This window comes from Variovorax sp. P1_H2 (genome assembly GCF_056405295.1).
In genome coordinates this window covers 1-26,788 of sequence record NZ_JBFUCJ010000008.1, presented here as the reverse complement: position 1 = coordinate 26,788, position 26,788 = coordinate 1, and the positions used below count along the sequence as shown (strand labels likewise).

Below are 26,788 nucleotides of genomic sequence, written 5' to 3'. Positions count from 1 at the left end.
AAGGACGTCAGGCCGAGAAGCTCGAGCCGCAGCCGCAGGTGCTGGTGGCGTTCGGGTTCTTGATCACGAACTGGGCACCCTGGAGGTCTTCCTTGTAATCGATCTCGGCGCCGACCAGGTACTGGTAGCTCATGGCGTCGATCAGCAGCGAGACACCGTTCTTGGTCATCGTGGTGTCGTCTTCGTTGGTGATCTCGTCGAAGGTGAAGCCGTACTGGAAGCCGGAGCAGCCGCCACCCTGCACGAACACGCGCAGCTTGAGATCGGGGTTGCCCTCTTCGGCGATCAGGTCGGCGACCTTGGCCGCCGCGCTGTCGGTGAAGACGATCGGCTCGGGCATCGTGGCCGGGGTCTGGAGGGTTTCTGCAACGGCGCTCATTGTGAGGGGACTCCTGTGGGGCCGAACAATGCGGCCGATCGACGAATGCTACTTCAATCAACAAAAAACCGCCCGAGGGCGGTTTCTTGACATTGCGAGCGGTAAGCCCAAAGCGCTTTAGCGCTTGGAGAACTGCTTGCGGCGGCGTGCGGAATGCAGACCGACCTTCTTGCGCTCGACTTCACGCGCATCGCGCGTCACGAAGCCGGCCTGGCTCAGCACCGGCTTGAGCGTCGCGTCGTAGTCGATCAGGGCACGGGTGATGCCGTGGCGCGTCGCGCCGGCCTGACCCGATTCGCCGCCGCCTGCCACGTTGACCATGATGTCGAAGGTTTCGACATTGTTCGTCAAGAACAGGGGTTGCTTGGCGATCATGATCGAGGTCTCGCGGCCAAAGAAATCCTGGATGTCCTTGCCGTTGACCGTGATCTTGCCGGTGCCTTTTTTCAGAAACACGCGGGCGACGCTCGATTTGCGACGGCCGGTGCCATTGTTCCATTCACCAATCATTCTCAAGGCTCCTTACAGTTCCAGCACTTTGGGCTGTTGGGCGGTGTGCGGGTGCTCTGCACCACCGTACACCTTGAGTTTCTTGATCATCGCGTAGCCGAGCGGGCCCTTGGGCAGCATGCCCTTGACGGCTTTTTCCAGGGCACGGCCCGGGAACTTGGCTTGCATGTCGCGGAAGTTGGTGGCACTGATGCCGCCCGGGTAGCCCGAGTGACGGTAGTACACCTTGTCGATCGGCTTGGCGCCGGTGACACGCAGTTGCGAGGCGTTGATGATGACGATGAAGTCACCGGTATCGACGTGAGGCGTGTAAATGGCCTTGTGTTTGCCGCGCAAACGGAGAGCAACTTCGCTGGCTACTCGTCCGAGGACCTTGTCGGTCGCGTCAATCACAAACCACTCGTGCGTCACGTCAGCGGGCTTGGCGCTGAACGTTTTGGTCATGAGTTTCTCTTTCGAGGGTTTGGCGGGCCCCACGTGAGCCCGCGAACGTCTGGCCCTTTTCCACGGTCGGCGTTCCTCTGGCGGGAATCTCTTAGGTGGTGGTCTGATCCCCGCCGAAGCGGGTATCGTTCTTCGCCGCGGGGCCACAAAAGCGCTGCGAAGCCCTCCATTATACGAAGAATGGCGCCTGCGCCGCAATCCGGCGCCCTTTTCGGGGCGAGGGGCCGTTACCATCGGGGGCATGTTCAGCTACCGCCACGCCTTCCATGCCGGCAACCACGCCGACGTGCTCAAGCACACGGTGCTGATTGCCACGCTCGATCACCTGCTCGAGAAGGACACCGCCCTCACCGTGGTCGACACCCACGCCGGCGCCGGCCTCTACCGGCTCGACGGCGACTACGCCGGCACCAGCGGGGAGGCGGCCGAGGGCATCCTGCGCCTGCTGGCGCCCCCGAAGGCAGCCCCGGCGGCCGCGCCGGGAGCAGGCAAGCCCCCCAAATCCGCCGCCACGGCACCCGAGGCGCCACTGGCCGACGCCCTCGCCCGCTACCTCCAGGTGGTCGGCGACTTCAACCCCAAGGGCGGCGCCAAGATCTACCCGGGCTCGCCCTTCATCGTGCACCACCTGCTGCGCGAGCACGACAAGCTCAAGCTGTTCGAGCTGCATCCGACCGACGCCCGGACCCTCGACGCCAACATCGCCCAGCTCGAGGCCGGCCGCCAGATCGCGGTGCTGCGCGACGACGGCTTCGGCAGTGCCACCAAGTTCCTGCCGCCGCCCTCGCGCCGCGCGCTGGTGCTGTGCGACCCGAGCTACGAGATCAAGAGCGACTACGCCCGGGTGCTGGACTTCGTGGCCGAGGCGCTCAAGCGCTTCGCCACCGGCACCTACGCCGTCTGGTACCCGATCATCCCGCGGCCGGAGGCGCACGACCTGCCGCGCCGGCTCAAGACGATGGCGACCAAGGCCGGCAAGTCGTGGCTGCACGCCACGCTGACGGTCAAGTCGAGCAAGATCACGACCGATGCCACGGGCGCCACGCACCGGCCGGGGCTGCCGGCCAGCGGCATGTTCCTGATCAACCCGCCCTACACGCTCAAACCGCTGCTGGCGGCCGCCCTGCCGCAGATGGTCGAGCGCCTGGCGCAGGACCGCAACGCCACCTTCTCGCTCGACAGCGGAGGCTAGCGGCGCTTGCGCGGCGTGACCTTCGGGGTGGGCTTCTGCGCCGCCTCCGGCGCTGCCTGAGGCGGGGTCTCGGCCGGGCCGGCCTCGCTTCCGCCGCAGCGATCGGTCTCGTTGTCGACGACCGACAGCGCCACCGTCTTGATGCCCATGCCGAGCATGCCGATCGCTTCGGCCGCGGCGCGGCTCAGGTCGATCACGCGGCCCGAGGAATAGGGCCCGCGGTCGTTGATGCGCACCAGCACCTCGCGGCCGTTGACCAGGCTGCGCACGCAGACGCGGGTGTTGAAGGGCAGCGTCTTGTGGGCCGCCGTGAGGGCCGTCATGTCGAAGCGCTCGCCGCTCGCGGTCTTGCGCTGATGGAACTGGATGCCGTACCAGGAGGCGCCGCCGCGCTCGAAGACTTCGCGACCTTGGTCACCGGGAAATCCGTCGTCCGGCTCGCCGGTGCCCGACGCCGCGAGGTCGTAGCGCACCGAAGGCACCGCGGAGCGCGGCGGCGCGCCGGGCGGCAGGGCCGGCTGCTTCGCCAGCGGGCGCAAGCGCCCCTGCGGGACATCGCCGGCCGCTTGGCCCTGCGAGGGCGGCTGCACCGAGCAGGCCGCGAGCAGCCCGGCCGCGAGCAACGCCGCGAGGCCGCCGCGCAATGTCATGCAGCCCAACCCAGCCGCTGCAGCACACCGAGCGTGGCCACCGACTGGTTCATCGTGTAGAAATGCAGCGCCGGTGCGCCGGCCGCGCACAGCCGATCGCAGAGGGCCGCGACGACGTCCAGACCAAAGGCCTTGATCGAGGCCGTGTCGTCGCCGAAGCTCTGCAGCCGCAAGCGGATCCAGCGCGGGATCTCCGCCCCGCACGCATCCGAGAAACGCATCAGCTGGGTGGAACTGGTGATCGGCATGATGCCCGGCACGATCGGCGTGTCGAGCCCCAGCGCGCGGGCATCGTCGACGAAGCGCCAGTAGGCCTCGGGGCTGAAGAAGTACTGCGTGATGGCCGAGTCGGCGCCGGCCCGCACCTTGGTCGCGAAGGCCTGCAGGTCGGCTTCGGGCGAACGGGCCTGCGGATGCACCTCGGGGTAGCAGGCGACCTCGATGTGGAAGTCGCGGCCGGTCTCCTCGCGGATGAAGGCCACGAGATCGCTCGCATAGTGGAATTCGCCGCCCAGGCCGTAGCCGCTCGGCAAGTCGCCACGCAGGGCGACCAGGCGCTTGACGCCCATCGCCTTGAGTTCGGCCAGTTGCGCGCGGACGGTGGCCTTGGTGGCGCCGATGCAGGAAAAATGGCAGGCCGCGGCCACGCCTTCGGACAGGATCTCGCGCACCGCGCCGAAGGTGCCCTCGTGCGTCGAGCCGCCGGCGCCGTAGGTCACGGAGCAGAACTCGGGCTCCTGGGCATAAAGCTGCTGGCGCACGGCACGCAGCTTGACGGCGCCTTCGGGCGTCTTGGTCGGAAAGAACTCAAAGCTGAGCGGTAGGCGCACGGCCGGCTCCTGGTTCGCCGTCCGCCCGGACGGCATGAATGAAAAACTCGCGGTTGCCGTCGCCGCCGGCGATCGGGCTGTCGAGCCAATGCACGACGCGCAGCTGCAATGCCGCGCAGGCATCGCGCAGTCGCTGCTCGACCACGGCGTAGAGCGCCGGATCGCGCACGATGCCGCCCTTGCCGACCTGCCCCGGCTGCAACTCGAACTGCGGCTTGACCAGCATCAGCAGCTCGCCCTGCGGCTGCAGCAGCGGCACCAGCGCGGGCAGCACCAGCGTCAGCGAGATGAAGGACAGGTCGCCGACGATCAGGCCGAAGTCCGCGTCCTCGGGCGACTCGGCGCTCCAGGCCGCGGCGTCGAGCGTGCGGGCGTTGACGCCTTCGATCGCGGTCACGCGCGCATCGTCCCGCACCCGCGCGTGCAACTGGCCATGGCCGACGTCGACGCCCACCACGTGCGCGGCGCCCTGCTGCAGCAGGCAGTCGGTGAAGCCTCCGGTCGACTGGCCGACGTCGAGGCAGCGCCGGCCGCGCGGGTCGATGCCGGTCGCGGCCAGCGCGCCCTCGAGCTTGAGCCCGCCGCGCGAGACGTAGCGCGCCTCGGCGGCATCGAGCAACTCGAGCTCGGCGCCCTCGGGGATCTCGTCGCGGTTCTTGCCGACGACGCGCCAGTCGGCGCCGTCGCGCCAGCGCAGGCCGCCCGCGATCAGCCGCACGGCCTGCGAGCGGGATGCGGCCAGGCCGCGTTCGACGAGCAATTGATCGGCGCGCAAAGCGCTCCTCAATAGCGGTAGGTGTCCGGCTTGTAAGGGCCGTTCTTGTCGACGCCGATGTAGGCGGCCTGCGTGTCGGTGAGCGTGGTCAGCATGGCGCCGACCTTCTTCAGGTGCAGGCGCGCGACCTTCTCGTCGAGGTGCTTGGGCAGCACGTAGACCTTGCCGGCCTGGTAGGCATCGGGCTTGGTGAAGAGCTCGATCTGGGCGATGGTCTGGTTCGCGAACGAGGACGACATCACGAAGCTCGGGTGGCCCGTGCCGCAGCCCAGGTTCACGAGGCGGCCCTTGGCCAGCAGGATGATCTTCTTGCCGTCGGGGAAGGTGATGTGGTCGACCTGCGGCTTGATCTCTTCCCATTCGTACTTCTCGATCGAGGCGACGTCGATCTCGTTGTCGAAGTGGCCGATGTTGCAGACGATCGCCTGGTCCTTCATGGCGGCCATGTGCTCGTGGCGGATCACGTCGCGGTTGCCGGTGGTGGTGACGAAGATGTCGGCCTTGTCGGCGGCGTACTCCATGGTCACGACCTTGTAGCCTTCCATCGCGGCCTGCAGGGCGTTGATCGGGTCGATCTCGGTCACCCAGACCTGGGCGCTCAGCGCGCGCAGGGCCTGGGCCGAGCCCTTGCCGACGTCGCCGTAGCCGGCCACGCAGGCGACCTTGCCGGCGATCATCACGTCGGTGGCGCGCTTGATGCCGTCGACCAGCGATTCGCGGCAACCGTAAAGGTTGTCGAACTTGCTCTTGGTGACCGAGTCGTTGACGTTGATGGCGCGGAACAGCAGCGTGCCCTTGGCGCTCATCTCGTTCAGGCGGTGCACGCCGGTGGTGGTTTCCTCGGTCACGCCGATGATCTCGGCCGACTTGCGGCTGTACCAGGTGGCATCGACCGCCAGCTTGGCCTTGATCGCCGCGTAGAGGATGCGCTCTTCTTCGCTGGTCGGATTGGCGAGCACGCTCTGGTCCTTCTCGGCGCGCTGGCCCAGGTGCATCAGCAGCGTGGCGTCGCCGCCGTCGTCGAGGATCATGTTCGGGCCTTCGCCCTTCGCGCCCTTGGGGCCGAAGTCGAAGATGGCGTGGGTGTAGTCCCAGTAGTCGGTCAGCGACTCGCCCTTGATCGCGAACACCGGCGTGCCGGCGGCGGCGATGGCGGCGGCGGCGTGGTCCTGGGTCGAGAAGATGTTGCACGAGGCCCAGCGCACGGTGGCGCCGAGCGCCTGCAGCGTCTCGATCAGCACCGCGGTCTGGATCGTCATGTGCAGCGAGCCGGTGATGCGCGCGCCCTTGAGCGGCTGGCTCTTGGCGAATTCCTCGCGGATCGCCATCAGGCCGGGCATCTCGGTTTCGGCGATGCGGATTTCCTTGCGGCCCCAGGCGGCAAGGGACAGGTCGGCGATCGCCTGGTCGGCGGTCGAAACGGGGGACGGTTTGAGAACAGCGCTCATGTTGGCTCCAAAGCAGGTTTGACAGTGGCCACTGCGTTCGGGGAAGGGACTCACCGCGAGAACAGCGGGTGAGCGTGGTTGCGATGATGGTCCGAGCCTCACGCCTGTCGGCGCTGCAACGCTCCTCGGAACGGGGCATTTTAGCGCGTCGCGCGGCCGGCCCGCCAGCAGGGTCCGGCGGATCGCCCTAGACTGCCCGTCCCATCACCGCCGCACCGCATCCCCACCATGCCCAAAGCCAGAATCCTCGCCCTTTCACTCGCGGCCGTCACGTCGGTTGCGCTGTCCTCCGGCGCCGCGGCACAAGCCGATGCGCCGCCGGTACGCGTGCGTGGCGTCATCGCGCATGTCGATGCCGATTCGCTGACCGTGAAGGACCACAGCGGCGAAGTCGTCACGATGGCGCGCACCACCGACATGCGGGTCACCGAAGTACGGCCGATCAGCCTCAGCGACATCAAGCCCCGCAGCTTCATCGGCGCCGGCGCGACGCCGCAGCCCGACGGCACCCAGCGCGCGGTGGAAGTCCATGTGTTTCCGGAAGCCATGCGCGGCACCGGCGAGGGCTTCCGTGCCTGGGACACGGTGCCCAACGGCACGATGACCAACGCCACCGTCGCCACGCTCGCGGCGGCGCCCGCGTCGACGCCCGGCGGACGGAAGATCGTGCTCAGGTACAAGGACGGCGAACAGACCTTGATCGTTCCGCGCGGCACGCCGATCGTCGCCTTCAAGCCGGCGCAGGACGACCAGGCGGCGCTGGTGGTTCAGGGCGCCCAGGTCGTGGTCACGGCCCGGGTCAAGGACGGCAAGCCGACCGCCTCGAGCGTGCTGGTGGGCCGCAACGGCTTCACGCCGCCGATGTGAATCGAAGGGGCCGGCCGGCACGGCGGCGGCCCGGCCGGTAAAATTGCGGGCTTTGCTTCCAGCAGCCCGCGCCCGTGAGCGCGCACCGCGTTCACCATGAACTTCGCCTCCGAAACCAAACGCCGCCGCACTTTCGCGATCATCTCCCACCCCGACGCCGGCAAGACCACGCTGACCGAGAAGCTGCTGCTATTCTCGGGCGCGATCCAGATCGCCGGCTCGGTGAAGGCGCGCAAGGCCTCGCGCCACGCCACCTCCGACTGGATGGAGATCGAGAAGCAGCGCGGCATCTCGGTCGCCTCGTCGGTGATGCAGATGGTCTACCGCGACCACGTCATCAACCTGCTCGACACGCCCGGCCACAAGGACTTCTCCGAAGACACCTACCGCGTGCTCACGGCGGTCGACTCGGCGCTGATGGTGATCGATGCCGCCAACGGCGTCGAGGCCCAGACCCGGCGGCTGATCGAGGTCTGCCGGCAGCGCGACACGCCGATCATCACCTTCGTCAACAAGATGGACCGCGAGGTGCGCGAGCCGCTCGAGCTGCTCGACGAGATCGAGCGCGAGCTCGGCATGCCCTGCGTGCCGATGACCTGGCCGGTCGGCCAGGGCAAGACCTTCGGCGGCATCATCAACCTGCGCACCCAGGCGATGACCGTGTTCGAGTCGGGCCAGGAGAAGCTGCCACAGGACTTCGAGACCATCCCGCTGACCAACCGCGAGGCACTGAACAAGCGCTTCGGCCGCGAGTTCGATCACGCGATGGAGAGCATGGAACTGGCCACCGGCGCCTCGCCGAGCTGGGACCGCGAGGCCTTCCTGTCCGGCAAGCAGACGCCGGTGTTCTTCGGCTCCGGCGTCAACAATTTCGGCGTCATGGAAGTGCTCGACGCGCTGGTCGACCTGGCACCGCCGCCGCAGCCGCGCACCAGCACCACGACGGTCAACCGGCAGCCGGTGGTGCGCGAGATCCAGCCCGAGGACCGCGACTTCGCCGGCGTGGTGTTCAAGGTGCAGGCCAACATGGATGCCAACCACCGCGACCGCATCGCCTTCGTGCGCATGGCCTCGGGGCGCTACACGCCGGGCATGAAGCTGCGCGTGCAGCGGACCGCGAAAGAGCTGCGGCCGACCAGCGTCGTGACCTTCATGAGCCAGCGGCGCGAGGCGGTCGAGGAAGCCTATGCCGGCGACATCGTCGGCTTCACGACCCACGGCGGCGTGCAGCTGGGCGACACCATCACCGACGGCGCCTCGCTGCAGTTCACCGGCCTGCCCTTCTTCGCGCCCGAGCTCTTCATGACCGTGATCCTGAAGAATCCGCTGCGCACCAAGCAGCTGCAGCAGGGCCTGGCCCAGCTCGGCGAAGAAGGCGCGATCCAGGTGTTCCGGCCCGAGGTCGGCGGCCCGATGCTGCTCGGCGCGGTCGGGCAGCTGCAATTCGAAGTGGTGCAGCATCGGCTCAAGACCGAGTACGACGCCGACATCCGGCTCGAGGGCTGCCAATACACCGGCGCGCGCTGGATCACGGCCGACACGCCGGCCGAATTGCGGTCCTTCGTCGATGCCTATCCGCAGCGCATGGCACTCGACGCCGCCAACACGCTGGCCTACCTGTGCACCTCGCCCTACGACGTGCGGCTGGCGCAGGAGCGCTTCCCGAAGATCCACTTCCATCCGCTGCGCGAGCATGCGGGGCTGTCGCTTCAGACGGCGTCCTGAAATGAAACACCCCCGAAGCGCCTGCGGCGCTGCCCCCTTGAAGGGGGCGATACCAGCGGCCTGGCAAAGCCAGATCCGCGGTATCTCTGGGCTTGGCCGCGCCGGATTCGTGCGTCGCGGGTCACGCGATCGCGTGGTGAAGAACTGAGATGACTCCTCTGATCGAGTGGCCGCCGGCGGCGCGGCGCGCGCTGGTCGGCGTCTTCACCGACATCGACGACACGCTGACGACCGAGGGCGCGATCAGCGCCGATGCGCTCGCGGGTCTCGCCGACCTTCGAGCCGCGGGCTTGCATCGCGTGGCGATCACGGGGCGCCCGGTCGGCTGGAGCGAGCCCTTCGCGAGCGTCTGGCCGGTGGACGCCATCGTGGCCGAGAACGGCGCCGTCGCGCTGCTGCCCTTGCCCGGTGGCGCGATCGAGAGGCGCTACCAGCAGGACGCGCCCACGCGCGCACGCAACTTCGCCCGCATGCAGGCCGTGCTGGACCGCATCGAGCGCGAGATCCCCGGCGCCCGGCGCGCCACCGACTCGGCCGGCCGCGAGTGCGACATCGCGATCGACCACAGCGAATTCACGCAGCTCGACGACGCGCAGATCGCCGCCGTGGCCGCGCTGATGCAGAGCGAGGGCATGCACGCCACCGTCAGCAGCATCCACGTCAACGGCTGGTACGGCGAGCACGACAAGCTCGAGGGCGCGCGCTGGATCGTGCGAGAGCTGTGGGGCCGCCGGCTCGACGACGAGATGCCGCGCTGGGCCTATGTCGGCGACTCGACCAACGATGCGCTGATGTTCGAGCATTTCGAGCACAGCATCGGCGTCGCCAATGTCCGTCGCTTCGAGGCCGCCCTGTCGCACCTGCCGCGCTATGTCACGCAGCAGGAGCGCGGCGCCGGCTTCGCCGAGGTGGCGGCCGCGGTGCTCAGGGCACGGTGAAGGCGACCGGCCTGGCGCGGGCGACCACGTTGCCGGCCGCCGTGTTGCTCATCAGTTCGAGCCGCGCGTTGTAGCTGCCCTTGGGCGGATGGAGCCACAGCTCGGTCTGGCCGCCATCGAGTTCGATCACCTCGGTCTTCTGGCCCTGGCGCTCCAGCACCAGGCGGAAGTGGCCGGTGTCCGGCACCTTGGGCGCGGCGCTCGAGATGTTCAGGCCGCTGGCGTGGAACTGCACGCGCAACGGCAGTTGCACCGTGCTCCGGTCCGCGGGGCTCAGCAGTTCGATGCGCGGCGTCCCGAGCAGGCTGGCCGGCGTGATGCCCTTGCTCTGCTTGCTGACCGTGAACTTGAGCGGCTTGCTGTAGACGAAATAGGGAATGTGGCCCTGGTCGGCCAGCACCAGCCGCATCGTGTAGCTGCCCGGCGGCAGATCGACCACGGTCTCCATCTGGCCCTTGCCGAAGTGGATGTAGTGCTCGGTGAAAGGCAGCGGCTTGGTGAAGTCGAGCGGCAGCGGCTGGTCGATCAGCAGATGGTGGTGCCCCGCCGTGCCCGCGGACCTGCCGGCCGGCACGATGCCGCGCATCGAGAGACCGAATCGCGCCACGAATGGCGCCTCCAGCGTGCTGCCGTCCTTGAGGTTGGTGAAGTAGGCCTCGGGCGACCAGTTGGGCGGCGGGACCACCCAGGGGTGGACCGCCAGGGCCGTGCCGTCGCCCGGCGCGGCCGCGGAGGCCGGCGGCGCATCGGACGCCTGGGCGCCGGCGCCACCCGCCCCTAGCAGCAGCGCGGCAGCCGCCGCCACGCCCGCGGCCCGCCTTCGGTGACGCTCTGGATGTCGCATTCCCCACTCCTTCAGTGCTTTGTTCAATTGTGTATCAGGACGTACAGCGACGAGGATGGCATGAATGGCGGCGGCGTGAAATAGGTCTTCAGTAGTGCGGCGGCAAGTCGTCGCGCAGGTTGCGCGCCCCTCCTGCGCCCGGATCGGGGCTTTGCTGGCGCAGTTGCGCGACCTGGCGCAGCAGGCTGTCGATCTGCTCCTGCTGACGGTAGATGGTCAGGTTCAGCTGGTCCAGCAGGTCTTCGGTGAAGCTCGACTTGATCTCGAGGTCGGTCAGCCGGCGTTGCGTGTCTTGCGAGGTGTCCATGGGGCGCTATTGGACAGGAAGCGGACGCGCGCATCGGCCAGAATGCCGCGCATGGACCCGAAGATTCGCCCGCTCGAGCTCGACCAGATGCCGCTCGTGACCGAGATGGCCGCCCGCGAAGGCTGGAACCCCGGCCTGCACGACGCCGCCTGCTTCCACGCCGCGGACCCCGGCGGGTTCCTGGTCGCCGAGCATCGAGGGGAGGCGGTGGGCTGCATCAGCGCAGTGTCGTACGCGGGGCGCTTCGGCTTCATCGGCCTCTACATCGTGGCGCCGGCCTGGCGCGGCCGGGGCATCGGCATCCGCCTCTGGCGCGCGGGCATGGCGCGGCTCGCCGGCCAGGTGGTCGGACTCGACGGCGTGCCCGCACAGCAGGACAACTACCGTCGCAGCGGCTTCGAACTGGCCTGGAACAACGCCCGCTTCGCTGGCGTGGCCCGCGGCGGCAGCGCCACGCCGCCGCAGGTCGTCCCGCTGGCCAGCGTCGACGACGCCCTGCTGCAGGCCGACGACCGCCGCGTGTTCCCGGCAGCGCGCGAAGCCTTCCTGCGCGCCTGGATCCGCGTGCCCGACGCGACCGGCCTGGCCTGGCTCGACGGCGGCCGGCTTGCGGGATGGGGCCTGATCCGGCGCTGCCGCGAGGGCCACAAGATCGGGCCACTGGTCGCGGACGACCCGCAGGTCGCACACGCCCTCTTCGTGGCCTTGTGCGCGGCGGTGCCGGCAGGCGACGCGGTCTACCTCGACGTCCCGCTGCCGAACGCCGAGGCAGTGGCCATGGCGCAGGCTGCGGGAATGCGCAGCGTGTTCGAGACCGCGCGCATGTACGCCGGCGCTGCGCCGGCCTGCGAGTTGCAGCGGGTCTACGGGCTCACGAGCTTCGAGCTCGGGTAGCCGGCCCGCTCATTGCGGCTTGCCCAGCCCGAGCTTCTCGATCAGCGCCTTCTCGCGGGTGTAGGTGGTCTGCGCGAACTTCGCGTAGTCGGCCGAGCTCATGTAGATCGGCAGCATGTCGTAGCGGCCCAGCGCGGCCACATAGCTGGGCTCTTCCATCGCTTGCTTGAATGCGTCGTGCAGCTTCTTCACGACCTCGGGCGGCGTGCCCTTGGGCGCGCTGATGCCGAAGGGCGAGTTCTGCACGATGTCGATGCCCAGTTCCTTCAGCGTCGGCGCGTCGGGGAACTTGGCCAGCCGCTTCTCGCCCCAGGTGTTGAGCACCCGCAGCTTGCCGGACTCCACCAGCGGCGCGAAGCCTGTCGAATCGGCGATCGCCATCAGGTGGTTGCCGAGCACCGCCTGCGCCAGGTCGGCACTGCCCTTGTAGGGCACGTGCTGCAACTGGATGCCGAGCTGCTGCGCCACCAGTTCGGTGGTCAGGTGCGGGCTGGTGAGATTGCCGGTCGAGCCGTAGGTCAGCTTGCCCGGATTGGCCTTGGCATAGGCGACGAAATCGTTCCAGGTCTTGAAGGGGCTGTCGGCCGGCACCGCGATGCCGAAGGCGTAGCCGGTGACGTTGATCACATAGCTGATGTCCTTGACCGGATCCCAGTTGATCTTGGTCGTGTAGGGCAGGCGGAACACGCCGAGCGGGATCTGGCCGATGGTGTAGCCGTCGGCCGGCGCGGTCTGCAGCGCTTGCGCGGGCAGCGTGCCGCCGGCGCCCGGCTTGTTGTCGACCACGATCGGCTGGCCGAGGATCTTCGAGGCGTTGTCGGCCAGCTGCCGCATCGTGATGTCGGTCGGGCCGCCGGCGGGGAAGGCGACGATCAGCTTGATCGGCCGGGTCGGGAAGGTCTGGGCGTGGACCGCGGTGGCGGCCACGCCGAGCAGCGCGGCACACAGGAGGGAACGACGAAACATGGGAGGCACTCCGGAACGGATTCGAATGGCCGCATTGGGCCGCAGGGACTTTCGCGGGGCAAGCGGGTATCTCCCCAGTCGAGTCGCCGGTGCGTCAGCGCGCTCCCTCAGCCGGCCTGCTGCATGAATCCGTCGAGCACGTTGACCGCATTGGCGCCGACCTCGGCCACCGCGTAGCCGCCCTCGAAGACGAACACTGTGGGCAATCCGGCGCGGGCAAGGTCCTCGCCGATCCGCAGGTAGTCGGGCGTGGCGAGCGTGAAGCCGGCGATCGGATCGCCCGCGAAGGTGTCGAGCCCGAGCGAGACCACCAGTGCGCCGGGCCTGAAGTCCGCAATGCCCCGCAGCGCGGTCGCCAGCGCTTCGCGCCAGAGCGGGAAGCCGCTGCCGCGCGCCAGCGGCAGGTTGTGGTTGAAGCCCAGGCCCTCTCCCGCGCCGCGCTCGTCGGCATAACCGAGGTAGTACGGGTACTCGGTGTGCGGATCGCCATGCAGGCTGGTGAACTGGACGTCGGCACGTTCGTAGAAGATGGCCTGCGTGCCGTTGCCGTGGTGATAGTCGATGTCGAGCACGGCGACGCGGTCGATGCCGGCATCACGCAATGCCTGTGCGGCGATCGCCGCGTTGTTGAGGAAGCAATAGCCGCCGAAGAAGTCGGCGCCCGCGTGATGGCCCGGCGGGCGCGTGAGCGCGAAGGCGGCACGCTCGCCTTGCAGCGCGCGTGCCGCGGCGGTCAATGCGCAGCAGGCGCCCGCGCGTGCCGCGGTCCAGGTGCCCGCGGTCAGCGGCGTGCCGGCGTCGTACGAGAACAGGCCCATGCGTGCGGGGAAGCTCGCGGGCAGCACGTCGGAGCGGAAGGTACGGATCGGCCAGTACGAAGGCAGCGCGTCGCGTATGGCGTTGGCCGGGTCGAGCGAGACCCATTCGTCCCATGCCGTCGACAGGAAATCGAGGTAGCGCGGCGCATGGACCCGCGCCATCGCGGCATCGTCGAAGGCCTCAGGCGCTTCGATCGCACCGAGCCTGCGCTGCTTGAGTTCCTGCAGCACATAGTCGGCACGCGCCGGAACCTCGAAGCAGGGCACGAGTTCGCCGCGGAACATCTCTACCTTGCCGTGGTGCAGGGCGTGGCGGTCGTTGTAGATCGTAAGCATCGCTGTAGGGTAACGCGGAAGAGCCGAAGAGCGTGGGCTTGGGGCGGCGGCGGCGGCGGCGGCGGGCGGTATGCCCCGGACCGGCCGACGTCACCGGCCGCTTCGCGGCTGCCCTGCGCTGCTCGCGGTACGCGGGGTCCGCAAGGCAGCCCGAAGGGCYGGCGCAGTGGGGTCGTTCGGCCCGTACCGCATGCCGGGCGCCCTCCCGGCGAGAGAACCAAGGAGCCGGCGCGATCAGGCTTCGCGCCGCATCGGCTCGGGCTTCGCTCCTGTCTCCCGCACCGGCAACGTCAGCACCTCATGCCGCTCCCGAGAACGCGCCAGCACCGGCCCAAGCGCCACGCCCGTATGAGTGCCCAACTTGACCACCTCTTCGGGCGGCGCCGCAGCCACCACGCGCCCACCGCCATTGCCGCCTTCCGGCCCGAGGTCGATCAGCCAGTCGGCTTCGGCGATGACGTCGAGGTCGTGCTCGATCACCACCACGCTGTGGCCGCCGTTGACCAGCCGGTGCAGCACGTGGATCAGCTTCTCGACGTCGGCCATGTGCAGGCCGACGGTCGGCTCGTCGAGCACGTACAGCGTGTGCGGCGCCTTGTTGCCGCGCCGCGTGACATCGTCGCGCACCTTGCTGAGCTCGGTCACCAGCTTGATGCGCTGCGCCTCGCCGCCCGACAGCGTCGGCGAGGGCTGGCCCAGCGTCAGGTAGCCGAGCCCGACGTCCTTCAGCAGCTGCAGCGGATGGCTGATATTGGGCATCGAGGCGAAGAACTCGACCGCCTCGTCGACTTCCATCTGCAGCACGTCGCCGATGCTCTTGCCGCGCCAGCTGACGGCCAGCGTCTCGGGATTGAAGCGCGCGCCGTGGCAGACCTCGCACGGCACCTTCACATCCGGCAGGAAGCTCATCTCGATGGTGCGCACGCCGGCGCCGTCGCAGCCCGGGCAGCGGCCCTCGCCGGTGTTGAAGCTGAAGCGCGCCGGGCCGTAGCCGCGCGCCTTGGCTTCGAGCGTGTCGGCGAAGAGCTTGCGGATCGTGTCCCAGAAACCGATGTAGGTCGCCGGGCAGCTGCGCGGCGTCTTGCCGATCGGCGTCTGGTCGACCTCGAGCACCCGGTCGATGGTTTCGTAGCCATCCACCGCGCTGCAACCCACCCACTTCGGATGCCTGCCCGCGGCATCGGCATCGCGGCCGGCCTTGGTCATGCGCTGCACCACCACCGCATACACGTTGGCCAGCAGCACGTCGCGCGCCAGGGTCGACTTGCCCGAGCCGCTGACACCGGTGACCGCCACCAGCCGGTGCAGCGGCAGCGACACCGCCACGTCCTTGAGGTTGTGCAGGTCGGCGCCGCGCACGCTGAGCCAATCGGGTGCGCCGGGCTCCGGCGCCGGCACGTTGCGCCTGGCCTGCAGCGGATGCCGGATCGCGTCGCGCAGGTAGCGGCCGGTCTGCGAATCGCTCGCGCCCTCGATGTCGGCGACGCTGCCTTCGGCCACCAGCCGGCCGCCGCGCTTGCCCGCGCTCGGGCCGATGTCGATGATGTGGTCGGCGCGGCGGATCGTGTCCTCGTCGTGCTCGACCACCACCAGCGTGTTGCCCTTGTCGCCGAGCTTGTGCAGGGCGTCGAGCAGGATCTGGTTGTCGCGCGCATGCAGGCCGATGGTCGGCTCGTCGAGCACGTAGCAGACGCCCTGCAGGTTGCTGCCGAGCTGCGCCGCGAGCCGGATCCGCTGCGCCTCGCCGCCGCTCAAGGTGGGCGCGCCACGGTCGAGCGTGAGGTAGCCGAGCCCGACCTCCTCGAGGAACTCGAGCCGGCTCTTGATCTCGGGCACCAGGTCGCGCGCGATCTCGGCCTGGCGGCCGCTGAGCGCCACCCGCTCGAACCAGAGACGGATGTCGGTCACGCTCATGCGCGCCAGCTCGGTGATGCCGATGCCCCCGCCTTCGCCGAACAGCACGGCCCGCGCCGTGGCATTGAGCCGCGTGCCTTCGCAGGTCGGGCACACGGCATCGCCCACGTCCTCCGCCTCGGGCTCGGCGAAGGTCTGCTCGCGGCCCTTCTGGTCGTCGGCCATCACCGAGTCGTCGTAGACCTTGCGCTGCTCCTTGGTAAGCTTGACGCCAGTGCCGACGCAATCGGGACACCAGCCGTGCTTGCTGTTGTAGGAGAACAGGCGCGGATCGAGCTCCGCGTAGCTGGTGCTGCAGACCGGGCAGGCGCGCAGGGTCGAGAACACATGCGCGTGGCCGATGCCGAGCGTCGGCGCGCCGGCCATCATCGCGGCGCGCAAGCCCGTGAGATCGCTCAGCACGTGGACCACGCCCTTGCCATGCTCGAGCGCCCGCGTCAGCGCCTGGCGCAGCTCGGTCTCCTGCGCGGGCAGCACGTCGAGGCTGGCCACCGGCAGCTCGATGCTGTGCTCCTTGAAGCGGTCGATGCGCGGGAAGCCCGTGGTCGGCAGGAATTCGCCGTCGACCCGCAGGTGGGTGAAGCCGCGCGGCCGGGCCCAGTCGGCCAGCTCGGTGTAGACGCCCTTGCGGTTGCTCACCAGTGGCGCCAGCAGGCCGATGTGCTGGCCCCTGAAGTTCTTCAGCAGCTGCGCGGCGATGCTGTCGGGCGTCTGCGGCTGCACCGCCGCGCCGTCGTGGATGCAGTGCTGGATGCCGAGCTTGACATACAGCAGCCGCAGGAAGTGCCAGACCTCGGTGGTGGTGCCGACCGTGCTCTTGCGGCCGCCGCGCGACAGCCGCTGCTCGATCGCGACGGTCGGCGGAATGCCGTAGACCGCATCGACCTCGGGCCGCCCCGCAGGCTGCACGATGCTGCGCGCATAGGCATTGAGCGATTCGAGATAGCGCCGCTGCCCTTCGTTGAACAGGATGTCGAAGGCCAGGGTCGACTTGCCCGAGCCGCTGACGCCGGTGACCACGCTGAACTTGCCGCGCGGGATGTCGACCGACAGGTTCTTGAGGTTGTGCTCGCGCGCGTTGACGATCTGGATCGCCTCGCGCCCTGCCGTCGGCTGCGCCCGCGCCGCATAGGAGCGCGCGGCCCGTTCCGCCACCTTGTAGGCTCCGGGTCCGATGGCCAGCTCGTAGTCGGCCAACGCCGCGCCGGTGAGGGAGACCGGGTTCTCGCGCACCTGCTCGGGCGTGCCGACCGCGACCACCTGGCCGCCGCCCTCGCCGCCTTCGGGCCCGAGGTCGACGATCCAGTCGCTGGCGCGGATGACGTCGAGATTGTGCTCGATCACGACCAGCGAATGGCCGGCGTCGAGCAGCTTGCGCAGCGCGCGCATCAGGCGCGCGATGTCGTCGAAGTGCAAGCCGGTGGTGGGCTCGTCGAACAGGAACAGCGTGCCCTTGCGCGCCAGCGGCTGCTTGCTGGCGCTGCCGCTCTTGGCGGCCTCGGCCAGGAAGCCCGCGAGCTTGAGCCGCTGCGCCTCGCCGCCCGAGAGCGTCGGCACCGGCTGGCCCAGCTTCACGTAGTCGAGGCCGACGTCGACGATCGGCTGCAGCACGCGCAGCACCTCGCGGTCTGCAGCGATCTTGGGCCCCCACGCTCCGCCGCTGCGCGGGTCGCTGCCCCCCGTGGGGGCTTGTTCGGCTTGGGGCGGCCCGGCGCCGAACACGGCAGCCGCCTCGGCCACCGTGAGGTCGAGCACGTCGGCGACGTTCAGGTTGCGCCCGGCACGCTCGATCGTCACTTCGAGGATCTCGGGCCGGTAGCGCTTGCCGTCGCAGTCGGGGCAGCGCAAATACACGTCCGACAGGAACTGCATCTCGACATGCTCGAAGCCCGAGCCGCCGCAGGTCGGGCAGCGGCCGTCGCCGCTGTTGAAGCTGAACTTCGACGCCGTGTAGCCGCGCTGGCGCGACAGCGCCGCGGTGGCGAAGATCTCGCGGATCGCGTCCCAGGCGCCGACATAGCTCGCGGGATTGGAGCGCGCGGTCTTGCCGATCGGCGACTGGTCGACGAAGACCACGTCGCTCAGGTGATCGGCGCCGAGCAGGCGGTCGTGCGCGCCCGGCGTCTCGGTGGCCTTGCCGAAGTGGCGCATCAGCGCCGGCGCCAGCACGTCTTGCACCAGGGTCGACTTGCCCGAGCCGCTGACGCCGGTGATGCAGACCAGGCGCGACAGCGGCAACTCGACCGTGATGTCCTGCAGGTTGTGCTCGCGCACGCCCTCGAGGATCAGGCGCGGCGTGTTGTCGCTGACCATGCGGCGGAAACCCATGCCGATCTGCTTGCGCCCGCCCAGGTACTGGCCGGTCAGCGTGTCGGCGTCACGCAATGCATCGGTGCTGCCGTCGAACACGATCTGCCCGCCGCGCACGCCGGGGCCGGGGCCCATGTCGATCACGCGGTCGGCGGCCAGCATCACGGCCGGATCGTGCTCGACCACCACCAGCGTGTTGCCGGCATCGCGCAGCCGCAGCATGGCCTCGGTGATGCGGTTCATGTCGCGCGGATGCAGGCCGATGCTGGGCTCGTCGAGCACGAACAGCGTGTTGACCAGCGAGGTGCCGAGCGCGGTCGTGAGGTTGATGCGCTGCACCTCGCCGCCGCTCAGCGTGCGGCTCTGGCGGTCGAGCGTGAGGTAGCCGATGCCGACGTCGTGCAGGTAGCGCAGCCGGGTCGTGATCTCGTCGAACAGCAGCCTGAGCGCTTGCACGTCGCCTTCGCTCGCGCCGCTGCTGTTGCCGTGGCTCTCGATGCCGTCGAAGAGACGGCGCAGCCGCTCGATCGGCAGCAGCATGAGGTCGTGCAGGCACAGGCCCGGCAGGGCCTCGAGCTGTTCGCGCGACCATTTCACGCCGACCGGCATGAAGCGCCTGGCCGGCGCGAGCACGGCATCGGCGTCTTCCTTGCTGCCGATGCGCCACAGCAGGCTCTCGAGCTTGAGCCGCGCGCCGGCGCAGACCGGGCACGGCGTGTAGCTGCGGTACTTGGACAAGAGCACGCGGAAGTGCATCTTGTAGGCCTTGCTCTCGAGGTAGGCGAAGAAGCGGCGCACGCCGTACCACTGCTGGTTCCACTTGCCCTTCCAGTTCGGCGAGCCCTCGATCACCCAGTGCTGCTGCTCGGCCGTGAGCTTGTTCCACGGCGTGTCGCGCGGGATGCCGGCCGCCTCGGCGTGACGCATGAGGTCGTCCTGCGCCTCCTTCCAGGCCGGCGTCTGGATGGTCTTGATCGCGCCGGCGCGCAAGGTGAGCTTTTCGTTCGGTATCACCAGGCCGAGATCGACCCCGATCACGCGGCCGAAGCCGCGGCAGGTCTCGCAGGCGCCGACCGCCGAGTTGAACGAGAACATCGAGGGGATCGGATCGGCGTAGCGGATGTCGCTCTCGGGGCAATGCAGGCCGGTGGAGAACTTCCACACCTCTGGCTCGACACCCTCCTGCGCCGGCACCGCATAGACGGTCAACCGCCCGCTGCCGCGCTTGAGCGCCACCTCGATCGCCTCGACCACGCGCACGCGCTCGGCGTTGGCCATGCGGAAGCGGTCGGCCACCACGTCGAGCACCTTGCGCGGGCCGGTCGGCGTCGCCACCTCGCGCTCGGCCTGCACCCGCGTGAAGCCGCTGGCGGACAGCCACTGCGTGACTTCCTCGGTCGAGGTGCTGGCCGGCAGTTCGACCGGAAAGGTCAGCACCACGCGCGGATCGCCGGCCGCGGCCGCGCGCGCCAGCAATTCGGCGTAGATCGAATCGGGCGAGTCGTGACGCACGGGCAGCGCGGTCTCGCGGTCGAACAGCTGGGCCGCGCGTGCGAACAGCAGCTTCAGGTGGTCGTTGAGCTCGGTCATCGTGCCGACGGTCGAGCGCGAGGAGCGCACCGGATTGGTCTGGTCGATGGCGATCGCGGGCGGCACGCCCTCGACCTTGTCGACCGCCGGCTTGTCCATGCGGTCGAGGAACTGACGCGCGTAGGCCGAGAAGGTCTCGACGTAGCGCCGCTGGCCTTCAGCGTAGAGGGTGTCGAACACCAGGCTCGACTTGCCCGAGCCGCTCGGCCCGGTGACCACCGTCATCTCGCCGGTGCGGATGTCGAGGTCGAGATTCTGGAGGTTGTGCTGACGTGCACCGCGAATCCGGATGGAGCCCTGTGTCATGAATGCCTTGGGGGGTGGGGCAGACATTCTAGGAACACCGGCGGGGCCGGGGCGCTCAGCCCCGGATGGTCCACGCTGGCGCAGGGACTTCCGGCGCGGACGATCCGCTTACATGCGGAAACAGGCCGGGCTGTTTCGCAGGATCGAGTCTCCTGCGCCGTTCAAGAAAAAGGCCTCGCGCCGGGTGGGCGGGAAGCCTCTTTGTTGAACCGAGGGCCGAAGCCCTCGAGCCTGCGAACGGTCAGTCGTTCGCGTAGATGTCCACGTCCTTGGTCTCGCGGACGAAGAGGGTGCCGACCACCAGCGTCATCGCGGCGATGACGATCGGGTACCAGAGGCCGTTGTACATGTTGCCGGTGCTGGCCACGATCGCGAAGGCGGTGGTCGGCAGCAGGCCGCCGAACCAGCCGTTGCCGATGTGGTACGGCAGGCTCATCGAGGTGTAGCGGATGCGGGTCGGGAACAGTTCGACCAGCATGGCGGCGATCGGGCCGTAGACCATCGTCACCAGCAGCACCAGCCAGAACAGCAGCACCACCGTCATGACCTTGTTGATCTTGGCCGGGTCGGCCTTGGTCGGATAGCCTGCGGTCTTCAGTTGCGCGGCGACGCTCTTCTTGAAGGCCGCGATCTCCTTGGTCGAGGCCTCGTCGAACTTGTGGCTGACCACGTTGCCCTGGGGCGCCGTGATCGCCAGCTCGCCGATCTTGACGACGGCGGGCGAGCCCGGTGGGCCGTCGGCGCGCTCGTAGCTCACCGAGTTCTGCACCAGGTAGCGCTTGGCGATGTCGCAGGAGCTGCTGAAGTCGATCTCGCGAGCCACAGGGTTGCCCTGGAACGAGCAGGAGCGCGGATCGGCGGTCACGACGACGCCGGCCGTGGCCTGGGCCCGGGCCAGGTCCGGATTGGCGCTCTCGGTCAGCATCTTGAAGACCGGGAAGTAGGTCACCACGGCCAGCAGGCAGCCGGCCATGATGATCGGCTTGCGGCCGATCTTGTCGGACAGSSTGCCGAARATSACGAAGAAGGGCGTGCCGAGCAACAGCGCGGCGGCGATCATCAGGTTGGCGGTGGTCGCGTCGACCTTGAGCTGCTGCGTCAGGAAGAACAGGGCGTAGAACTGGCCCGAATACCAGACCACGGCCTGGCCGGCGGTCAGGCCGATCAGCGCCAGGATCACGATCTTCAGGTTCTTCCATTGGCCGAAGGATTCGGACAGCGGGGCCTTCGAGGTCTTGCCCTCGGCCTTCATCCTCTGGAACGCGGGAGACTCCGACAGCGAGAGCCGGATCCACACCGACACCCCCAGCAGCAGGATCGACACCAGGAAGGGAACACGCCAGGCCCATTCGGCGAAGGCGGCCTCGCCCACGCCCTCACGCACGCCGAGGATGACCAGCAGGCTCAGGAACAGGCCGAGCGTGGCGGTGGTCTGGATCCACGAGGTGTAGGCGCCGCGCTTGCCGTGCGGCGAATGCTCGGCCACGTAGGTGGCGGCCCCGCCGTACTCGCCGCCGAGCGCAAGGCCCTGCAGCATGCGCAGCGCGATCAGGATGACGGGCGCCGCGACACCGATGGTCGCGTAGCTCGGCAGCAGGCCGACGATGAAGGTCGACAGGCCCATGATCAGGATCGTGACCAGGAAGGTGTACTTGCGGCCGATCATGTCGCCAAGCCGGCCGAACACGATGGCGCCGAAGGGACGCACCAGAAAGCCGGCGGCGAAGGCCAGCAGCGCGAAGATGAAGGCCGCGCCGGCATCGAGGCCGCTGAAGAACTGGCGCGCGATCACGGGCGCGAGCGAACCGTAGAGATAGAAGTCGTACCACTCGAACACGGTCCCCAGCGACGAGGCGAAGATGACCTTCTTCTCTTCCTGGCTCATGGGCCGGGGAACGCGCGACGCTCCCCCTGAATCTAGTACTGCTGCCATGTCGTCTCCTGTTGAATTGCGCCCACGGCGTGGGACGTGACGCATTCTTGGAGCGGCGACTGACCCGAGGCTGTCGCGAAACTGAACGGCGGCTGACGGTTTAAGGTGCAACCCGCAGCTTACGTTTCAGATTGCAGGAAACTAGGGATTGCTGCGGCGCAGCGAAGGCCGCTGGTCGGCGCCGGCCCAGTCCGGCCCGTCGAACCAGGGCTCGCCATCGAGGTACGCGCGCAGCATCGCCAGGCCGTCGAAGCCCCAGAACAGGCGACCGTCGACCTCGAAGGCCGGGACCCCGAACACGCCCCGCGCGATGGCGTCGTCGGTGTTGGCCTTGAGCTGCGCCTTGACCGCCTCGCCGCCGGCTTCCCGCTGCTGCCGCAGCGATGCCGCGAGCGTCGCCAGGCGCGCTGCGTCGCCGGGCTCGCCGCCCGTGCACCAGACATCGCGGAAGACAGTCTCGGCCACATGGCGATTGATGTCGCCATCGGTGCTGGTCGCCAGCGCCAGCCGCAGGTGCGGCAGGGGGTTGTAGGGGTGCGTCGCGGGCATCCGGATCGGGATGCCGTGCGCCTGGCCGAGCCACAGCACGTGGCGATAGGTCCAGCTGCGCTTGGCCGGGATTTCGGCCGGGCCGAGCTGGCCGTGGTGCTTCAGCAGCGCGCCGAGCAGCACCGGCCGGTAGGCCACGCTGTAGCTCAGGCCCTCGAGCGTCTGCGGCAGCTGCTCGAAGGCCAGGTAGGCGTAGGGCGAGATGAAGTCGAGATGGAAGGTGATGTGTTTCATGGCGCGTCTCCGGCCGCGGGGCCGAAGCCGGCTTCGGCGCGCAGTTCGATGGCGCGCCAGACGCTGCGCTTGCCGGCGTCGTCCATGCGGCTCCAGGCGGCGATCTCGGAGAGGGTGCGCAGGCAGCCTTCGCAGAAGCCCGTGGCCAGGTCCATGCGGCAGATCGAGATGCAGGGCGACGGCAGGTCGCGGGCCATGGCGCGTGCGGCCTCGGCGCGCTCCGGCAGGGTCGACAGCGTGGCGGCGATGCTCACACCACGTCCGCGACCGGTGCGCCGGTCAGGCCCTCGAGGTCTTGCGGGTGCAGGCGCACGACCGCATGCGGATGGCCGGCCGCTGCCCAGATCTCCTCGAAGCGAAACAGCTCGCGGTCGATCAGGATCACCGGTGCCGTGGCGTGCGCAAAGGGCGAGACGCCGCCGATCGAGAAGCCGGTGCGGGACTTGACGAAGTCGGCATCGGCGCGACCCAGCTTGCCGACCAGGGCCTCGACCTTCTTCTCGTCCACGCGCTTGTCGCCCGAGGTCACGACCAGCACGGCCGCATCGTCGGACTTGCGCCGGAAGACGATGCTCTTGGCGATCTGCGCCACCTCGATACCCAGCGCATCGGCCGCCTGCTGGGCGGTGCGCGCGGCGTCGTCGAGCATCTGCGGCGCGTGGGGATGGCCCCTGTCCTGCAGCAGGCGGGCGACGCGCTGCACGCCCTCGGGCAGGGAAGTCAGTTCGGCACCGCACATCACTGGCCCCCACGCTTGCCACTGCGTGTGCTGCGCTGCCCCCCGAGGGGGCTTTCGCGTCTTGGGAGCGGCCCGGCGACGCTCATGCGGACCTCTTCGTGCGGATCGCCTTCGAGGCGCGCGAATTCGGCTCGCGCCCGAGCGCCTCGCTGATGTAGACGCCGGCGTCGATCAGCAGGTCGAGGTCGATGCCGGTCTCGATGCCCATGCCGTGCAGCATGTAGACCACGTCCTCGGTCGCGACATTGCCGGTCGCTCCCTTGGCATAGGGGCAGCCGCCGAGGCCGGCCGAAGAAGTGTCGTATTGCCAGACGCCCATCTCCAGGCTGGCGAGCGTGTTGCCCAGCGCCTGGCCGTAGGTGTCGTGGTAGTGGCCCGAGATGTCGTCGATGCCGAAGTGCTTGAGCGTGGCCTCGATGGCTCGCTGCACCTTCAGCGGCGTGCCGACGCCGATGGTGTCGGCCACGCCGACGTGCTGCACGCCGATCTCCTTCATGAGGCCGGCCAGCATGTCGACGCGCGACGGCGCGATCTCGCCTTCGTAGGGGCAGCCCACGGCGCACGACATCGCGGCGCGCACGTAGATGCCGTGTTCGCGTGCCGCCGCCACCACCGGCCGGAAACGCTCGATGCTCTCGGCGATCGAGCAGTTGATGTTGCGCTGGCTGAAGGCCTCGCTGGCGGCGCCGAAGACCACGATCTCGTCGGGCCATTCTTCGCGCGGCGCGGCAATCGCGGCCTCGAAGCCCTTCATGTTGGGCGTCAGCACCGAATAGCGCACGCCGGGCTTGCGCCGGATGCCGTGCATGACTTCGGCGTTGTCGGCCATCTGCGGCACCCACTTGGGCGAAACGAAGCTGGTGACCTCGATCTCCTTCAGGCCGGCATCCTGCAGGCGGTGCACGAGGCCGATCTTGATCTCGGCCGACACAGGTTGCTTCTCGTTCTGGAGGCCGTCGCGCGGGCCGACGTCGACGATCTTGACTCTGGAGGGAAGTTTCATGGGGCGCTCGTGGTCGATGAGGATGGACTGGCGCCATTTTCACAGCATCTGATCAGTTGAGAAGTGGGAGTGGCCGCAGGTCGTTCCGAGGCGACCGGGAGCTCCGTCGTGGCGCTGCGACGCCGATCGCCGCCTCTCCAAGACGACCTTGGACCGGCTTGCGCAGGCCGTCTCGCGGGACGCCAAGACGGCTGGAGCCATTCACCGTCCACGACCTGTGCCGCACCGCCCCGACCTTGCACCATGAGATCGGCTTCAACCGCGACTGGATCGAAAATATCCTGGCGGGTCCGCCCGGCGCGATCGCACGCGGCGGCAAAAACGAACGCAGGGGCGTCACGCGCAATGCGTGACGCCCCTTCCTTGCTCGGATCCGGGCTCGGTTTACCAGTGGAATCCGACGCCCGCGCTCACGCCGAGATTGCCACGCGTGTTGACCGTGCCGGACAGCTTGGTGACCCAGCGGCTGTTCTCTGCCACCTTGGACACGCCGATAGCAAGGGCCGACTCACCGCCCATGTTGCTCAGCGCGGCCGAAGCCATGCCACGCCCCGGGATGATCGACTGCGGCAAGGTCGCCACCGCCATGGCCGACGCGGCCGCTGCGTTGGAATCTCGCTTGACGCTTGCGATTTCCGACTGCACCTGATTCACACGCGCGTCGGTGTAGGCCTGGCCGCTCTCCGCGACCGAGTCGAGCTGACGCTTGTTGACGGCATCGGTGGCCATAACGGCATCCGCCACGTTGGCGATCGCACGCTCGTTGCCTGCCGAGCCCACCGACACCGTATTGGCACGGTCAGCCACCGAGCCCTGACCCAGGGCCACTGCACCCGTGGCCGCGGCAGTCACCGAAGCACCCTGGCCGATGGCCGTACCGGACGCCGCATTCACCTGCGCATCGGCACCCATGGCCACCGCATTGGTCGCGGCAGCCGAGACCACCGTGTTGGCACCCACCGCCACGCTGCCGTCGGCCAACACCTTGGCGTTGCCACCCAGGGCCGTGCCATTGGCGCCCGCGGCGTAGCTGTCGTTACCGACGGCCGTGCCGTAGCTGCCCAGGGCCGTGGCGTTCTGGCCCAACGCTGACGCGTTGTCGCCGGCTGCAGTGGCGTTGTAGCCGACCGCCACACCCGCCGTGTCTCCGGCATTGGCCTTGTTGTCGCTGCTACCCTTGGCGTTGCCGTCGATGTAAGACGGGCTGCCACCACCGACGCCGTTGGCTTCGACGTTCGTGACGCGGCCATCGATGTTGGTGATCTGGTTCTGCAGGCTTTCGCGCAGCGAAGCGATCTGGCCCCCGTTCACCGCATCACGGCTGCCGGTATCGATCTGGCCATCGCGCACGTTGGTCAGCAAGGTGCCGTTCGCACCGCCGCCGAAGGTCACCACGCCGCGGTTGGAGTCGGCGTCGTAGGTCACGGCTTCCCGCGATTTCCCGTTGCCATCGATCAGGCCAATCGACTGGAGCTGGCGTACGTTGACGGCGTCGGTCTCGTCGGTACCGTCAGCGACATTCTTCAGCTTGACCGGGGCCGTGGCACCGGCGCCACCCAGCGTGATGCTGTCCTTGGCCGCACTGTCGTACGTCACCGCATTGAGCGTGTTGCCATTTGCATCGACCAAGCCGGTCGACTTCAGCTGCGACACGTTCACCGCGTCGGTGTCGGCCGTACCGGCCTTCACGCCGCTCAGGGTGCGCGCGCCCGCGGTACCGGCGAAGTCCACCGAGGTGCCTGCCTTGTCGCCTGCCACCGTGATGGCCTTGGTCGTCGCGTCCTGCTTCACCAGACCCACCGAACCGCTGTTCATGTTGTTGGTCAGGTTCGTCACGTCGCCTTCGACGGTCGTGACACGGCCGTCCAGGTTGGTGATGGCCGTCGTGTTGCCGGCAATGTTGGTCGTGTTGGTCGCGATGTTGGCCGTGTTGGCCGCCACGTTCTCGTTGGTCGTGAACAACTGACCGCCGTTCACGGCTTCCTTGCTGCCCGCCGCCAGCGTGCCATCCTTCACGCCGCTCAGGGTGCGTGCGCCTTCGGTACCGGCGAAGTCCACCGAGGTGCCTGCCTTGTCGCCTGCCACCGTGATCGCATGGGTCGTCGCGTCCTGCTTCACCAGACCCACCGAACCGCTGTTCATGTTGTTGGTCAGGTTGGTCACGTCGCCTTCGACGGTCGTGACACGGCCGTCCAGGTTGGTGATGGCCGTCGTGTTGCCGGCAACGTTGGTGTTGATCGTCGAAATGTCACCCTGGATCGTGGTGATGCTGCCTTCGGCAGTGCCC

At 68.5% G+C, this 26,788-nt stretch carries 23 protein-coding genes and 1 riboswitch; of the genes, 5 read left to right on the top strand and 18 right to left on the bottom strand.

Translation table 11 applies throughout. From position 1 onward, the window contains the following. Positions 1–7 precede the first annotated feature (7 nt). The 3 genes from erpA to rplM all read right to left on the bottom strand — a co-directional run bounded on the left by erpA (position 8) and on the right by rplM (position 1,333). Positions 8–379 carry an iron-sulfur cluster insertion protein ErpA gene (erpA, locus tag AC1D2E_RS04895; RefSeq protein ID WP_478196376.1) on the bottom strand — a complete coding sequence of 124 codons (372 nt, stop codon included), beginning with the start codon at positions 377–379 and terminating at the stop codon, positions 8–10. A 117-nt stretch (positions 380–496) separates the two neighbouring features. Then, entirely contained in the window at positions 497–889 is a 393-nt protein-coding gene (gene rpsI / locus AC1D2E_RS04890; RefSeq protein ID WP_093109516.1) for a 30S ribosomal protein S9, read from the bottom strand. A 12-nt stretch (positions 890–901) separates the two neighbouring features. Continuing rightward, complete coding sequence (gene rplM, locus AC1D2E_RS04885; RefSeq protein ID WP_478196375.1) at positions 902–1,333, bottom strand: 50S ribosomal protein L13; 432 nt, start codon at positions 1,331–1,333, stop codon at positions 902–904. Positions 1,334–1,574: 241 nt separating this feature from the next. Here rplM and AC1D2E_RS04880 point away from each other — a divergent pair, with 241 nt between their 5' ends. Next, entirely contained in the window at positions 1,575–2,525 is a 951-nt protein-coding gene (locus AC1D2E_RS04880; RefSeq protein WP_478196374.1) for a 23S rRNA (adenine(2030)-N(6))-methyltransferase RlmJ, read from the top strand. On the opposite strand, the gene AC1D2E_RS04875 is transcribed toward AC1D2E_RS04880, so the two are convergent. From AC1D2E_RS04875 to ahcY, 4 genes are read right to left on the bottom strand one after another with little or no spacing between them, the layout of a single operon-like run. Further along, the gene (locus AC1D2E_RS04875; protein ID WP_478196373.1) at positions 2,522–3,175 is read right to left on the bottom strand and encodes a septal ring lytic transglycosylase RlpA family protein; all 654 of its coding nucleotides are present in this window, start codon (positions 3,173–3,175) and stop codon (positions 2,522–2,524) included. The genes AC1D2E_RS04880 and AC1D2E_RS04875 overlap by 4 nt on opposite strands. Next, positions 3,172–4,005 (bottom strand): methylenetetrahydrofolate reductase [NAD(P)H], encoded by an 834-nt coding sequence (gene metF, locus AC1D2E_RS04870; protein ID WP_478196372.1) that lies wholly within the window; start codon positions 4,003–4,005, stop codon positions 3,172–3,174. The genes AC1D2E_RS04875 and metF overlap by 4 nt, the downstream gene beginning before the upstream one ends. Further along, positions 3,983–4,780, bottom strand: a complete 798-nt coding sequence (locus tag AC1D2E_RS04865; RefSeq protein ID WP_478172378.1) for a TlyA family RNA methyltransferase — start codon at positions 4,778–4,780, stop codon at positions 3,983–3,985. The genes metF and AC1D2E_RS04865 overlap by 23 nt, the downstream gene beginning before the upstream one ends. Positions 4,781–4,788: 8 nt before the next feature. Continuing rightward, positions 4,789–6,228 (bottom strand): adenosylhomocysteinase, encoded by a 1,440-nt coding sequence (gene ahcY / locus AC1D2E_RS04860; protein ID WP_478196371.1) that lies wholly within the window; start codon positions 6,226–6,228, stop codon positions 4,789–4,791. A 63-nt stretch (positions 6,229–6,291) separates the two neighbouring features. Then, a riboswitch (S-adenosyl-L-homocysteine riboswitch) is annotated at positions 6,292–6,361 on the bottom strand. Positions 6,362–6,456: 95 nt separating this feature from the next. On the opposite strand from ahcY, the gene AC1D2E_RS04855 reads away from it, so the two are divergent. The 3 genes from AC1D2E_RS04855 (at position 6,457) to AC1D2E_RS04845 (ending at position 9,758) form a co-directional block, all read left to right on the top strand. Then, on the top strand, positions 6,457–7,095 hold the full coding sequence (locus tag AC1D2E_RS04855; protein ID WP_478196370.1) for a hypothetical protein: 639 nt from the start codon (positions 6,457–6,459) through the stop codon (positions 7,093–7,095). A 96-nt stretch (positions 7,096–7,191) separates the two neighbouring features. Then, on the top strand, positions 7,192–8,820 hold the full coding sequence (locus AC1D2E_RS04850; protein WP_478196369.1) for a peptide chain release factor 3: 1,629 nt from the start codon (positions 7,192–7,194) through the stop codon (positions 8,818–8,820). 149 nt (positions 8,821–8,969) lie between these two features. Next, positions 8,970–9,758, top strand: coding sequence for an HAD-IIB family hydrolase (locus AC1D2E_RS04845; RefSeq protein WP_478196368.1), 789 nt, complete (start codon positions 8,970–8,972; stop codon positions 9,756–9,758). Here the strand turns inward: AC1D2E_RS04845 and AC1D2E_RS04840 are convergent. Then, positions 9,745–10,602 (bottom strand): DUF4399 domain-containing protein, encoded by an 858-nt coding sequence (locus AC1D2E_RS04840; RefSeq protein ID WP_478196367.1) that lies wholly within the window; start codon positions 10,600–10,602, stop codon positions 9,745–9,747. The genes AC1D2E_RS04845 and AC1D2E_RS04840 overlap by 14 nt on opposite strands. Positions 10,603–10,690: 88 nt before the next feature. After that, a complete protein-coding gene (locus AC1D2E_RS04835) occupies positions 10,691–10,909 on the bottom strand; it encodes a SlyX family protein (protein WP_478196366.1) in 219 nt (72 codons plus the stop codon). 51 nt (positions 10,910–10,960) lie between these two features. Here AC1D2E_RS04835 and AC1D2E_RS04830 point away from each other — a divergent pair, with 51 nt between their 5' ends. Further along, positions 10,961–11,803: a GNAT family N-acetyltransferase gene (locus AC1D2E_RS04830; RefSeq protein ID WP_478196365.1), complete on the top strand. Its 843-nt coding sequence runs from the start codon at positions 10,961–10,963 to the stop codon at positions 11,801–11,803. A gap of 9 nt (positions 11,804–11,812) precedes the next feature. Here AC1D2E_RS04830 and AC1D2E_RS04825 read toward each other — a convergent pair whose 3' ends face one another. The 9 genes from AC1D2E_RS04825 to AC1D2E_RS04785 all read right to left on the bottom strand — a co-directional run. Beyond that, positions 11,813–12,769, bottom strand: a complete 957-nt coding sequence (locus AC1D2E_RS04825) for a Bug family tripartite tricarboxylate transporter substrate binding protein (RefSeq protein WP_478196364.1) — start codon at positions 12,767–12,769, stop codon at positions 11,813–11,815. 107 nt (positions 12,770–12,876) lie between these two features. Continuing rightward, positions 12,877–13,923 carry a histone deacetylase family protein gene (locus tag AC1D2E_RS04820; protein WP_478196363.1) on the bottom strand — a complete coding sequence of 349 codons (1,047 nt, stop codon included), beginning with the start codon at positions 13,921–13,923 and terminating at the stop codon, positions 12,877–12,879. A gap of 234 nt (positions 13,924–14,157) precedes the next feature. Continuing rightward, positions 14,158–20,043, bottom strand: coding sequence for an excinuclease ABC subunit UvrA (gene uvrA, locus AC1D2E_RS04815; protein WP_478196362.1), 5,886 nt, complete (start codon positions 20,041–20,043; stop codon positions 14,158–14,160). Between the two features lie 241 nt (positions 20,044–20,284). After that, the gene (locus AC1D2E_RS04810) at positions 20,285–21,976 is read right to left on the bottom strand and encodes an MFS transporter (protein ID WP_478196361.1); all 1,692 of its coding nucleotides are present in this window, start codon (positions 21,974–21,976) and stop codon (positions 20,285–20,287) included. A gap of 141 nt (positions 21,977–22,117) precedes the next feature. Continuing rightward, entirely contained in the window at positions 22,118–22,759 is a 642-nt protein-coding gene (locus AC1D2E_RS04805) for a 2-hydroxychromene-2-carboxylate isomerase (protein ID WP_478196360.1), read from the bottom strand. Next, complete coding sequence (locus AC1D2E_RS04800) at positions 22,756–22,956, bottom strand: DUF1289 domain-containing protein (protein WP_478196430.1); 201 nt, start codon at positions 22,954–22,956, stop codon at positions 22,756–22,758. Before AC1D2E_RS04800 ends, AC1D2E_RS04805 begins: the two co-directional genes overlap by 4 nt. A 53-nt stretch (positions 22,957–23,009) precedes the next feature. After that, the gene (locus tag AC1D2E_RS04795) at positions 23,010–23,498 is read right to left on the bottom strand and encodes a YbaK/EbsC family protein (protein ID WP_478172391.1); all 489 of its coding nucleotides are present in this window, start codon (positions 23,496–23,498) and stop codon (positions 23,010–23,012) included. Between the two features lie 82 nt (positions 23,499–23,580). Continuing rightward, the gene (locus AC1D2E_RS04790) at positions 23,581–24,501 is read right to left on the bottom strand and encodes a hydroxymethylglutaryl-CoA lyase (protein WP_478196359.1); all 921 of its coding nucleotides are present in this window, start codon (positions 24,499–24,501) and stop codon (positions 23,581–23,583) included. Positions 24,502–24,885: 384 nt separating this feature from the next. Further along, the coding region (locus tag AC1D2E_RS04785; protein ID WP_478196358.1) for a YadA family autotransporter adhesin at positions 24,886–26,788 on the bottom strand (1,903 nt) is incomplete at its 5' end.